Origin of the sequence: Dryocola mayonis, from assembly GCF_051307045.1 — a bacterium.
Taxonomy (GTDB): domain Bacteria; phylum Pseudomonadota; class Gammaproteobacteria; order Enterobacterales; family Enterobacteriaceae; genus Dryocola.
Map to the genome: position 1 here is coordinate 168,355 of NZ_CP150452.1, position 13,042 is coordinate 181,396.

Below are 13,042 nucleotides of genomic sequence, written 5' to 3' on the forward strand. Positions count from 1 at the left end.
AACGTTTTCGTTTTAACGCTTGGGGTGAGTTAATCCCGAACCGGGGTCAGGTATGCGAAAATTCTCAATAAATATTATTATCTTATCGCTGGGCCTCGTGCTTATGCCTTTGGCGGTTGCCGCCCTGACGCCGCAGCAACAGCTGCTGGAGCAGGTACGGCTGGGCGAAGCCAGCAAGCGTGAGGATTTGGTTCGCCAGTCCCTTTATCGCCTGGAGTTAATGGACCCGAATAACCCGCAGGTGATTGCCGCGCGGATGCGCTATTTGCTGCGCCAGGGCGACAACGCCGGGGCGCAAAAGCAGCTCGACCGCCTCTCCCGGCTGGCGCCTTCTTCAGCGGCGTATCAGCAGTCGCAAACCGCCATGATGTTGTCCACGCCGGAAGGTCGCCAGCAGCTCCAGCAGGCCCGCCTGCTGGCCACCACCGGCCATACTCAGGAAGCCGCCGCGGCCTACCGGAAAATCTTCAACGGCAATCCTCCGGCGGGCGATCTGGCGGTGGAATACTGGACGCTGATGGCAAAAGATCCCGCCTGGCGCCCGCAGGCCATCGACAAACTCAAGGCGTTGAACGCGGCTAACCCGGGCAACGGAGAGCTGCGCGCCAGTCTTGCGCGGCTGATGTTCGCCAGCGGGCGCAGCAGCGAAGGGTTTGAGGTGCTGGCGCAGATGGCGGAATCGAGCGGCAGCCGCAGCGACGCCGCGACGATTTGGTATGACCAAATCAGCAATATGCCGGTCAGCGAGGCAAGCGTTCTCGCGCTGCAAAAATTCCTCGCCACCTTCAGCGAGGGCGATACCGTCGATGCCGCGCGAGCTAAGCTTGCCGGGCAGCAAAAGCAGCTGGCGGACCCGGCGTTTAAGGCCCGCGCTCAGGGGCTGGCGGATGTCAGCAGCGGCAGCGGAGCCAAAGCGGTGCCGCAGCTGCAGGAAGCGGTCGCGGCCAACCATAACGACAGCGAAGCCGTGGGGGCTTTAGGTCAGGCATATTCTCAGCAGGGTAACCGGGCGCGAGCCGTGCAGCAGTTTGAGAAAGCTATCCGCATGGATCCGAACAGCGATAACCGCGGCAAATGGGACAGCCTGCTGCAAACCAACCGCTACTGGTTACTGATTGAGCAGGGCGACGCGCGGCTAAAAGCCGGTAATCCGGCTGGCGCGCAGCAAAAATATCAGCAGGCGCGCAGCGTCGATAGCGCCGACAGCTATGCGGTGCTCGGCCTCGGCGATGTGGCCGCGGCGCGCAAAGACGACGCGGCCGCCGAGCGTTTTTATCAGCAGGCGCTGCGCATGGATCGCGGCAACAGTAACGCGGTGCGCGGCCTGGCTAATATTTATCGCCGTCAGTCTCCCGAGAGGGCAGAGGCCTTTATTCAGAGCCTTTCAGCCGGCCAGCGGCGCAGCATTGACGATATCCAGCGCAGCCTGGAAGGCGATCGCCTGGAGCAGCAGGCCACGGCGCTGGAAAGCCAGGGGCAGTGGGCGCGGGCCGCAGAAGTGCAGCGCCAGCGCCTGAAGCTGGATCCGGACAGCGTGTGGATAACCTGGCGTCTGGGCAAGGATTTGTATGCGGCGGGCAAACGCAGCGAAGCGGATGCGCTGATGAACGGGCTGGCGCGCCGTCGTCCGGCAGACCCGGAACAGGTTTATGCCAGTGGCCTGTACCTGTCGGGCAATAATCGGGACGAAGCGGCGCTGGCCCACCTCAATACGCTGCCGCGCAGCCAGTGGAATGACAATATCAGCGGGCTGGCCGCCCGACTGCAAAGCAATCGCGTAATGGCAACGGCGAACCGCCTGCGCGACGGCGGCAACGAAGCCGAGGCCGTCGCGCTGCTCAAACAGCAGCCGCCTTCAGACCGTGTCAATCTGACGCTCGCAGACTGGGTGACGCAGCGCGGGGATAACCGCGCCGCGGTGGCGCAGTATCAGCAGGTGCTTGCACGCGATCCTAAGAATGCCGATGCGCGCCTGGGGCTGGCGGAGGTCTATATCGCCCAGCATGACAAAGCCCAGGCCCGTGAGCAATTAGCGCAGATGCAGCAGGTTGCGGCCGCCGAACCGCCGTCGGTGAATACCGAACGCCGTATTGCTAACGCCCGGTCAGCGCTGGGTGATAAAGCCCAGGCGGAGCAGGTTTTCGCCCGTATTACTCCCGCGGCGAAAAGCCAGCCGCCGTCCATGGAAAGCGCGCTGGTGCTGCGGGACGCGGCGCGCTTCGAGGCTGAAAGCCATCAGCCGCAGCGGGCGCTGGAAACCTACAAAGATGCGATGGTTTCTTCCGGCGTCACCGATAAACGCCCGATGGATAACGACGCCTTTACGCGGCTGACGCGCAACGATGCCAAAGATGACTGGCTTAAGCGCGGCGTGCGCAGCGATGCGGCGGATCTTTATCGCCAGCAGGATGTTAACGTCACGCTCGACCATGATTACTGGGGCTCAAGCGGCACGCCGGGCTATTCCGATTTGCAGGCCCACACCACCATGCTTCAGGTGGACGCGCCGCTGAGCGACGGACGCATGTGGTTCCGCACCGACGTGGTTGGGATGGACGCCGGGACGTTTAGCAATACCGGCGACGGCGGCTACAACGAGCGCTGGGGCACCTGCGCCGAAAACACCTGTACCGGCAGCAATCACCAGCGGGCCAACGGCGCAAGCCTTGCCGTGGGCTGGAAAAACGCGGCCTGGGAAACGGACGTCGGCACCACGCCGCTTGGTTTTGACGTGGTGGACGTGGTCGGCGGCGTGAGCTACAGCGATGACATCGGGCCGATGGGCTATACGCTTAATGCTCATCGTCGCCCGGTCTCCAGCTCTATGCTGTCGTTTGCCGGCCAGCGCGATCCTGATACCCATACGGTGTGGGGCGGCGTGCGCGCCACGGGCGTGGGCGTGAGTACCAGCTATGACAAAGGCGAGGCGAACGGCGTTTGGGCAAGCCTGAGCGGCGATACGCTGACCGGTAAAAACGTCGCAGACAACTGGCGCGTGCGTTTTATGACCGGCTACTACTACAAGCTTATCAACGAAAACAACCGTCGTCTGACCCTCGGCCTGACCAATATGCTCTGGCACTACGATAAAGACCTGAGCGACTATTTCCTCGGCCAGGGCGGCTATTACAGCCCGCAGCAGTACGTTTCGTTCGCCATTCCGCTTATCTGGCGTCAGCGCAGCGAAAACTGGTCATGGGAGCTGGGTGGTTCAGGCTCCTGGTCACGCTCAAAATCTGACGCCGGTAAGCGCTACCCGCTTTCCAGCCTGGTGCCGAATACTGCGGATTATCCGGACCGCGACGATCCGTCAGGCGGCGGCAGCAGTCATGGTTTTGGCTACACCGCCCGCGCGCTGGTGGAGCGTAGAATAACGTCCAACTGGTCGATTGGGGCAGGCGTAGATATTCAGGAGGCGAAAGACTATACCCCAAGCCACGCGCTGATTTTCGTACGCTACTCGCAGGCGGGCTGGCAGGGCGATATGGATATGCCGCCGCAGCCTCTGGTGCCTTACGCTGATTTCTGATGTCCGCCTCTTTCCCTGGCCCTCCCGCGAGGAGGATCGGGGCGGGAGCGGCCGGCCTGAACTCTGCCGCCCATTGTGCAAACAGATTTTCCCTATTCTCCCCCGCATTACCGCCTAAAAACGCGCGCAATGCAGTATACTCAGGCCGCATAAGAATATGCCCAGGCGGATAGAGAAACAGCGGAGAGTAAGCTTGCGAGTCAGTCGCTCCTTAACGATTAAACAAATGGCGATGGTGTCAGCCGTGGCCGTGGTGTTTATTTTCATTTTTATCGTCGTGCAGCTGTTCCATTTTGTGCAGCAAAGCCGCTACGACACCGCAAGCCAGATGGAAAAAATCGCCCATTCGGTGCGTCTGCCCCTGTCCGAGGCTATCCTCAAAGCCGATATTCCTCAGGCGGAGACGATTCTTACCCAGATTCAACCTTCCGGTATCATCAGCCGCGCGGACGTCGTGCTGCCTAACCAGTTCCAGGCCCTGCGCAAGAGCTTCGCCCCGGAACGTCCCATCCCGGTGTGGATCGCGCGTCTGTTTGAGCTTCCGGTGCAAATTTCCCTGCCGCTTTATTCGCTGGAACGCCCGGCGAACCCGCAGCCGCTGGCCTATCTGGTTCTGCAGGCGGACTCCTGGCGGATGTACAAATTTATTATCAGCACCATTTCCACCTTGCTGACTACCTATCTGCTGCTGGCGCTGATTTTATCCGTGGCGATCAGCTGGTCGATTAACCGCCTGATTATCCATCCGCTGCGTAAGATCGCCCGGGAGCTCGATGACCTGAGCCCGCAGGATGCCGGCGCGCATCAGCTCAGGCTGCCGCCGCTGCATCATGATGATGAAATCGGCATTCTGGTGCGCAGCTACAACCGCAATCAGCAAATGACGCTGCGCCTGCATCAGGAAATGAGCGCCATGAGCACCCGCCACGCGGTGACGGAGCTGCCGAATAAGGCCCTGCTGCTGGCGCTGCTTGAACAGCTGGTGGCCAACGAGGAAAACAGCGCGCTGATGATCGTCGCCAGCGAAACCCTCAGCGACGCCGCCGGCGTGTTTAATGAAGAACAACACGAAACGCTGCTGCTGACCATGGTGGGCAAAATCAAAAGCGTGCTGCCGCCGAAAATGGTGCTGGCGCAGCTTAGCGGCAACGACTTCGGCATTATCGCCCACGGCACAAAAGATTCCTGGCATGCCATGGCGCTGGCGCAGCAGATTATGGCGACGCTTAATGAAAAGCTGCCGATTAACGGGCTGCAGCTCAAGCCGACCGCCAGCATCGGCATCGCCATGTATCACGGTGGGCTGACGGCCGAGCAGCTTTATCGCCGCGCGATCTCCGCGGCGTTTTCCGCCCGTCGTCACGGCAAAAACCAGATTCAGTTCTTCGATCCGGAGCAGATGGAAAAGGCGCAGCGCCGCCTGACGCAAGAGCAGGATCTGCTGAACTCGCTGGAAAAACATCAGTTTGCGATTTGGCTACAGCCGCAGGTAAATATGCGCAGCGGCGAAACGGTGGCCGCGGAAGTGCTGTTGCGCATGCAGCAGCCCGACGGCTCCTGGGCTTTGCCGGAAGGCCTGATTGAGCGCATTGAAGCCTGCGGGCTGATGGTGACTATCGGCAACTGGATCCTCGAAGAGTCCTGCCGCACGCTTTCAGCGTGGCAACAGCGGGGCATCGCCATGCCGCTGTGCGTCAACCTTTCGGCGCTGCAGCTGCTGCACGAGGCGACGGTTCCTTCGCTGCTGGAGATGCTTACGCGCTACCGCATCCAGCCCGGCTCAATGATGCTGGAAATCACAGAAAGCCGCCGTATTGACGACCCGGACGCCGCGGTGAAAATTTTACGTCCGCTGCGTAAGGCGGGGGTGAGGATCGCGCTGGACGATTTTGGCATGGGCTATGCCAGCCTGCGGCATCTGCACCACATGAAATCCTTGCCGATAGACGCGCTGAAAATTGATAAAAGCTTTGTTGAGGGCCTGCCGGAAGACGGGGCTATGGTGAGCGTGATTGTCGCCATGGCGAAAACGCTCGGCCTGAAGCTGGTGGCTGAAGGGGTGGAGCTGGCCGCGCAACGCGACTGGCTGCTGGCCGAAGACGTAACCATAGCGCAGGGCTATCTGTTCTCGAAGGCGCTGACCCCTGAGGAGTTTGAGGCCCGCTATTTATCCGCGCCCACCGCGTAGCGCCCTTGTTGCAAATGTTATTGAGCTGGTGCGAGCCAGCTCAATAATTTAACAACTTTGTTTACAAATTAGCGCTGTATCACGTCCCGCCGTTTTTATGGGTGTTATTTTTGCAGCCGCAGGCCGTAAGGCAAATTAATGCGGCGGCGCGGAATTTTTCCTCTCAAGGACACCCTATGAAAATCTCTCTCTTCAAAAGCCTCTATTTCCAGGTGCTGACCGCCATTGCCGTAGGCATTTTGCTTGGCCACTTTTACCCGGAGCTGGGCGCGCAGATGAAACCGCTTGGCGACGCCTTCGTTAAGCTTATTAAAATGATCATCGCCCCCGTTATCTTCTGTACCGTGGTGACCGGCATTGCGGGTATGGAAAGCATGAAAGCCGTGGGGCGCACCGGCGCGGTGGCGCTGCTCTATTTCGAAGTGGTCAGCACCATCGCGCTGATTATCGGCCTGGTGATTGTGAACCTGGTGCAGCCGGGCGCGGGAATGAACGTTGACCCGGCCACGCTCGATGCCAAAGCCGTCGCTATCTACGCCGAACAGGCCCAGCAGCAGGGGGTGGTGGATTTTCTGCTGGACGTGATCCCCGGCAGCGTGATTGGCGCTTTTGCCAGCGGCAATATTTTGCAGGTGCTGCTGTTTGCGGTGCTGTTTGGCTTTGCGCTGCACCGCCTGGGCCATAAGGGCCAGCTGATTTTCAACGTGATTGAAAGCTTCTCGCAGGTCATTTTCGGCATTATCAATATGATCATGCGCCTTGCGCCAATCGGCGCCTTTGGGGCGATGGCGTTTACTATCGGCAAATACGGCGTCGGCACGCTGGTGCAGCTCGGCCAGCTGATCGTCTGCTTCTATGTGACCTGTATTTTGTTCGTGGTGCTGGTGCTGGGCTCCATCGCGCGGGCGACGGGCTTTAGCATCTTTAAATTTATCCGCTACATCAAAGAAGAGCTGCTGATCGTGCTGGGCACCTCCTCCTCCGAGTCCGCGCTGCCGCGAATGCTCGACAAAATGGAGAAGCTTGGCTGCCGCAAATCCGTGGTGGGGCTGGTTATCCCAACGGGCTACTCTTTTAACCTGGACGGAACCTCGATATACCTGACGATGGCGGCGGTGTTTATCGCCCAGGCGACCAACAGCCACATGGACATTTTCCATCAAATCACCCTGCTGGTGGTATTGCTGCTCTCGTCAAAAGGAGCCGCGGGCGTGACCGGCAGCGGATTTATCGTGCTCGCCGCGACCATTTCCGCCGTCGGGCATCTGCCGGTGGCGGGCCTGGCGCTGATTCTCGGCATCGACCGCTTTATGTCCGAGGCGCGCGCGCTGACCAACCTGGTCGGTAACGGCGTGGCGACGATCGTCGTGGCGAAGTGGGTGAAGCAGCTTGATGAGAAACAGCTCGTGGAAACCCTTGATAACAAACATTCCGACAAAAAAGTGACCGAAGTCTCTCCTTGATCCCGCCAATTGCCCGCGGCGACTTGCCCTCGCTGCGGGTGACTGCGCATAATTGCCCCTGTTTACGGTAGCTCTTGGCTATTTTTTTTATTTTTACGTGACGTTTTCGCGCAAATGCGGTCAAACGGAATGGTGAAACGTCACCAACGTCGGCTTTTTTAAGATAAACCTGCGCCGCCGTTATACTTTTTAACCAGGAATGTTTCTCAGGGGTTCACATGCAGGGCACCAAAATTCGACTTTTAGCTGGCGGATTGCTGTTGGTCGCCGCCGTCAGCAATGTGCAGGCAGAAGCACTACAGCCCGACCCGGCATGGCAGCAGGGCCCAGCTGGCAAATGGTTTTCAGTGGCAGGTTCTCGCCACTCCGCAGCGCCCCAGCGATCGCGTAGAAATTCGTCTGTTGGTGAATACCGGCTCCTTGACTGAGAGTACCCAACAAAGCGGCTACAGCCACTTCTTGCCGCGTCTGGCGCTGACGCAACACGGCAGCCTGCAACCGCTGCAGGCCCGATCTTTATGGCAACAGAGCATGGACCCGACGCGTCCTTTGCCGCCCGCTATCGTCTCTTATGATTTCACGCTGTTTAACCTCAGCCTGCCGAATAACCGCAATGATTTGCTCAAAGAAGCGCTGACCTTCCTTGCCGACAGCAGCGGCAATATGGCCATCACGCCTGAAACGGTGAACGGCGCTTTGCAAACGCAGGACATGGTCGCCACCTGGCCGATGGACACCCAGGACAGCTGGTGGCGCTACCGTCTGAAAGGCTCGACGCTGCTGGGTCACGATCCTGCCGAAGACTTAAAGCAGCCGGTCGATGCCGAACAGCTCGGCGCGTTCTATAAAAAATGGTATACCCCGGACGCCATGACCCTCATCGTGGTCGGCAACGTGGACAGCCGCAGCGTCGCCGAGCAGATCAATAAAACCTTCGGCGAGCTCAAGGGCAAGCGCGAAACCCCGGCCCCGGTGCCGACGCTCTCGCCGCTTAAGCTCGAGCCCGTCAGCCTGATGACCGACAGCGTACGTCAGGATCGCCTGTCGCTAATGTGGGACACGCCATGGCAGCCGATACGTGATTCCGCAATGCTGCAGCGCTACTGGCGCGCCGATCTTGCCCGCGAGGCGCTGTTCTGGCACGTGCAGCAGAACCTGAGCAAAGGGAACGCTAAAGACCTTAACCTGAGTTTCGACTGCCGCGTGCTTTACCAGCGCGCGCAGTGCGGCATCAATCTGGACACGCCCGGCGAAAAGCTTAACGGCAACCTGGCGACCGTAGGCCGCGAGCTGGTGCGCGTGCGCGATAAAGGGCTGTCGCAGGAAGAGTTCGACGCGCTGATCGCCCAGAAGAGCATGGAGCTGACAAAGCTGTTCGCCACCTATGCCCGCACCAATACCGATGTGCTGATTAGCCAGCGCATGCGCTCGCTGCAAAACCAGGTGGTGGATATCGCCCCGGAGCAGTATCAGAAGCTGCGCCAGAGCTTCCTGAATAACCTGACCCTGACGATGCTTAACCAGGATTTGCGCCAGCAGCTGTCGCAGGAGATGACCCTGGTGCTGCTGCAGCCGAAAGGCGAGGCGGAGTACAACATGAAGGAGCTTCAGGCGACGTGGGAGAAAGTCATGGCCCCGGCGCAAACGCCGCCGCTGGCGGATAATCCTAAGCAGGACGTGTCGGATATTCCCCCTGCGCAGTGACGTGTCGGCCGCCCCTCTCCCGTGAGAGGGGCGTTAAGCCTTAAGCCGGCATCGCCGCCTGGGGAATAATGGCTCCGCGATACTGAATCACGGTGCTTGCCGTCAGGTGTCCGCGTTTTGCCGCAGCTTCGGCGCTGCCGCCGGTCAGGCGTACGGCCAGGTAGCCGGCGCTGAAGGAGTCGCCGGCCGCGGTGGTATCAATCACTTTCTCTTTCGGTAATTTCACCGCGGGCACCTCAAGCCAGGCTTCGCCGGCGATGGCCACCAGGCAGGGCTCCGCGCCGCGTTTAATCACCACTTCGCGCACGCCCGCCGCCTGGGTGCGGTGAATCACCTCTTCCACCGGCTTCTTACCCCACAGCAAATCCTCGTCATCCAGCGTCAGGAAGGCGATATCCGTGCAGCTCAGCATCTGCTGATAAACCTTCTGCGTCTCTTCTTTGCTCGCCCACAGGCGCGGGCGGTAGTTATTGTCGAAAATCACCTTGCAGCCGTTCGCACGCGCTTTGCCCAGCAGCGCCATTAATTTTTCGCGGCTGGCCGGGTTAAGAATGGCAAGGCTGATGCCGCTTAGATAAAGGTAATCAAACTGCGCCAGCTCGGCGCAGATCGCGTCGGGCCTGCTCGCTTTCCAGCCAGAAGCGGGCCGCCGCTTCGTTACGCCAGTAGTAGAAGGTGCGTTCGCCGCTGGCGTCGGTTTCGATGTAATACAGGCCGGGCAGGCGGTGCTCCAGACGCTGGGTGAGCGCGGTGTGGACGTTTTCCTGCTGCCAGGCGTCAAGCATCTGCTGGCTGAAGTTATCTTCGCCAAGCGCGGTGACGTAGTGCACCTCAAGCTCGCTCGCCTTGACCTGGCGGGCGATATAAACCGAGGTATTAAGCGTGTCGCCGCCGAAGCCGCGGCTAACTTCCGCGCCTTTTTGCGACAGTTCAATCATGCATTCGCCGATAACGGCAATTTTCCGGGTTGGCATAAGGCAGGCACCTGAATAAGTGAAATGGCCAATAGTGTGTGCCGCGGCTAAAAATGAGTCAAACATTTTAAAACGTCGTTTCGGAAAATTTTGAGCTGTGCCAGCTTATTGATGGCGTGACGGAAATACCCAAAGATAACTTTGCGCTAATGATGAACATAAAGTTATCAATCGCCACGCCGATAACCTTTCGACTGGCCACTGAGTTATCAAGTCAAACAGGACGTGCAGGATGAAGTTGAAGCAGATCACTCACCGGCTGAACACGGCTGAAGCGAGTGTCGAAAGTTTATACGAAAGGCGGTTCTGGTCGCAGTGCCAGCGGCAATATACCTTTCAGCCGATCTATAAGATCGACGGTACGCTGATGGCGGTAGAACTGCTGACCGTTGTGGTCCACCCGAGCGAGGAGGGCATGCGCATTCCTCCGGATCGCTATTTTTCTTCTATTTCCACACGCAGCCGGCTGAGCGTGATTGAAGAGCAGCTGCGGCTGCTGGAAAAATGGCAGGCTACTTTCCTTGAGTACGGCATTCTCGCCTCGGTAAACGTGGACGGTCCTGCGCTGATGGCGATGAAGCATCATCAGCCGATCCTGACCCTGATAGACAGGCTCCCGTGGGTGCGCTTCGAGCTGGTGGAGCATATTACCCAGCCCCAGGCGGCGACGCTTGCGCGGCTGCAGGAGTTTGGCCCGCTGTGGCTTGATGATTTCGGCACCGGCATGGCGAATTTCTCGGCGCTTAGCGAAGTGCGCTATGACTACATCAAAGTCGCGCGCGACCTGTTTATCATGCTGCGCAAGAGCGAAGAGGGCCGCACCTTGTTTACCGGCCTGCTGCAGCTGATGAACCGCTACTGCAAAGGCGTCATCGTTGAAGGCATTGAAACGCTTGATGAATGGCGCGACGTTCAGGCCTCCCCGGCGTTTGCCGCGCAGGGCTATTATCTCTCCCGCCCCGTCCCGTTCGAAAATCTGGAAAATGTCCTGATTCGTCTTCCCTGATGCCGTTTTGCTGACCCTCAACTATCTTTAGTTAAAGGGAAGCCACTCAGGTAGGTGAAAGGCATGACAAAGACAGGCAAGATAATCAGTTGGGTAGTGGGGATTTTATTGTTGTTGGTTGTGGTGGCGATCGTTGTGATTGCGACATTTGACTGGAATCGACTCAAGCCGACCATCAACCAGAAAGTCTCGACGGAGCTAAACCGGCCCTTTGCCATACGCGGCGATTTGGGGGTGGTTTGGGAACGTAACAAAGAGGAAACCGGCTGGCGAAGCTGGGTGCCCTGGCCGCATGTTCATGCCGAAGATATCATCCTCGGTAATCCTCCGGATATTCCTGAAGTCACTATGGTGCATCTGCCGCGCGTTGACGCCACGCTTGCGCCTTTGGCCCTGTTGACCAAAACCGTTTATATCCCGTGGATCAAGCTTGTGCAGCCCGATGCGCGGCTGATTCGGCTGTCCGAAAAAAACAACAACTGGACCTTTAAGCTTGCGGGTGACGACAACAAAGACCCTCAACAGCCGCCGTCCGCCTGGTCTTTCCGCATGGATAATATCCTGTTCGATAAAGGCCGCATTTCCGTCGATGACAAAGTCTCCAAAGCGGACATGGTGATCATCGTCGATCCATTGGGCAAACCGCTGCCGTTTAATGAGGTTTCCGGCGCCAAGCCGACCGGAAAAGACGCGGCGAAAGCCGGCGATTACGTCTTCGGACTGAAGGTCGACGGGCGCTACAACGGCGAGCCCATCGAAGGGACCGGTAAAATCGGCGGCATGCTGGCGCTGCGTAGCGAAGGAGACACGGCCTTCCCGGTGCAGGCGGATGTGCATTCCGGCACTTCTCGCGTTGCGCTGATCGGCACCGTCAACGACCCGATGAAAATGGGCGGCGTCGACCTGCGGCTGAAGTTCTCCGGCGATTCGCTGGGCAACCTCTACGAGCTGACCGGCGTGCTGCTGCCGGATACGCCGCCGTTTGAAACCGACGGGCATCTGCTGGCGAAAATCGATACCGAAAAAGGCTCGGTCTTCCGCTATCAGAACTTTAACGGCCGCATCGGCGACAGCGATATTCACGGCTCCCTGACCTACACCCAGGGCAAACCGCGGCCCAAGCTTGAAGGGGACATGGAGTCCAAACAGCTCCGGCTGGCGGATTTAGGGCCGCTTATCGGCGTGGACTCCGGCAAGGGCGCGGAGAAGAGCAAAAAATCCGAAGAGAAGAAAGGCGAGAAAACGGTTCAGCCTGCCGACAAGGTGCTGCCGTACGACCGCTTCGAAACGGATAAATGGGACGTGATGGATGCGGACGTGCGCTTTAAAGGGGGCCGTATCGAACACAGCGGCACGCTGCCGCTAAGCGACCTCTCAACCCATGTGATTCTTAACAATGCCGACCTGCGTCTGCAGCCGCTTAAATTCGGCATGGCCGGCGGCACCATCAACGCCAATATTCATCTGGAAGGCGATAAAAAACCGATGCAGGGCCGGGCGGAAGTTCAGGCTCGGCGTTTACAGCTAAAACAGCTGATGCCAAAAGTCGAGTCGATGCAGAAAACGCTGGGCGAGCTGAACGGCGATGCGGATATTCGCGGACGCGGCAACTCGGTCGCAGCGCTGCTGGGCAGCAGCGACGGCAACCTCAAGCTGTTAATGAATGACGGGGTTATCAGCCGTAACCTGATGGAGATCGTGGGCCTCAACGTGGGGAACTACATCGTCGGACAAATCTTTGGCGACGATGAGGTGCGGATTAACTGCGCCGCTGCGAACCTGGATTTACGGGGCGGCATAGCCACGCCGCGCATCTTCGCCTTCGATACCGAAAACGCCCTGATTAACGTCACGGGCACGACTAATTTCGGCAGCGAACGGCTCGATTTAACCATCAATCCGGAAAGTAAGGGCATTCGTATTATCACCTTACGTTCGCCGCTCTACGTGCGCGGCACCTTTAAAAATCCGGATGCCGGCGTGAAAGCCGGGCCGCTGATTGCCCGCGGCGCCGTCGCAGCCGCGCTGGCGACGCTGGTAACGCCTGCCGCCGCGCTGCTGGCGCTGATCTCGCCGTCAGAGGGGAATCAGAATCAGTGCGGCGCTATTCTGGGGCAGATGAAGAAGTAATGGCAGGAAGCGGGTGGCGCTAGCGTCACCCACCCTGTAACGGCTGGA

The 13,042-nt window shown here is 59.0% G+C and carries 5 protein-coding genes and 2 pseudogenes; 6 read left to right on the forward strand and 1 reads right to left on the reverse strand.

What is annotated here, in order from left to right; all coding sequences use genetic code 11:
- Positions 1-52: 52 nt before the first annotated feature.
- The 4 genes and pseudogenes from bcsC (at position 53) to WLO32_RS00845 (ending at position 8,884) form a co-directional block, all read left to right on the forward strand.
- Positions 53-3,529, forward strand: coding sequence for a cellulose synthase complex outer membrane protein BcsC (gene bcsC / locus WLO32_RS00830; RefSeq protein WP_435946858.1), 3,477 nt, complete (start codon positions 53-55; stop codon positions 3,527-3,529).
- A 193-nt stretch (positions 3,530-3,722) separates the two neighbouring features.
- A complete protein-coding gene (gene hmsP / locus WLO32_RS00835; protein ID WP_435946859.1) occupies positions 3,723-5,717 on the forward strand; it encodes a biofilm formation regulator HmsP in 1,995 nt (664 codons plus the stop codon).
- A 176-nt stretch (positions 5,718-5,893) separates the two neighbouring features.
- Positions 5,894-7,180, forward strand: a complete 1,287-nt coding sequence (locus tag WLO32_RS00840) for a dicarboxylate/amino acid:cation symporter (protein WP_435946860.1) — start codon at positions 5,894-5,896, stop codon at positions 7,178-7,180.
- A 218-nt stretch (positions 7,181-7,398) separates the two neighbouring features.
- Positions 7,399-8,884 (forward strand): annotated as a pseudogene (locus WLO32_RS00845) (M16 family metallopeptidase).
- Positions 8,885-8,924: 40 nt separating this feature from the next.
- Here the strand turns inward: WLO32_RS00845 and WLO32_RS00850 are convergent.
- Positions 8,925-9,858, reverse strand: a pseudogene (locus tag WLO32_RS00850) (sugar kinase).
- A 232-nt stretch (positions 9,859-10,090) separates the two neighbouring features.
- Here WLO32_RS00850 and pdeH point away from each other — a divergent pair.
- Together pdeH and WLO32_RS00860 are read left to right on the forward strand one after the other, a co-directional pair.
- A complete protein-coding gene (gene pdeH, locus WLO32_RS00855; RefSeq protein ID WP_435946861.1) occupies positions 10,091-10,864 on the forward strand; it encodes a cyclic-guanylate-specific phosphodiesterase in 774 nt (257 codons plus the stop codon).
- A 63-nt stretch (positions 10,865-10,927) separates the two neighbouring features.
- Positions 10,928-12,994 carry an AsmA family protein gene (locus WLO32_RS00860; protein ID WP_435946862.1) on the forward strand — a complete coding sequence of 689 codons (2,067 nt, stop codon included), beginning with the start codon at positions 10,928-10,930 and terminating at the stop codon, positions 12,992-12,994.
- The last annotated feature ends 48 nt before the right edge of the window (positions 12,995-13,042 follow it).

Coding starts and splice junctions, on each gene's coding strand:
- bcsC (WP_435946858.1), top strand. CDS start 53: ATGCGAAAATTCTCAATAAATATTATTATCTTATCGCTGGGCCTCGTG.
- WLO32_RS00840 (WP_435946860.1), top strand. CDS start 5,894: ATGAAAATCTCTCTCTTCAAAAGCCTCTATTTCCAGGTGCTGACCGCC.
- pdeH (WP_435946861.1), top strand. CDS start 10,091: ATGAAGTTGAAGCAGATCACTCACCGGCTGAACACGGCTGAAGCGAGT.
- WLO32_RS00860 (WP_435946862.1), top strand. CDS start 10,928: ATGACAAAGACAGGCAAGATAATCAGTTGGGTAGTGGGGATTTTATTG.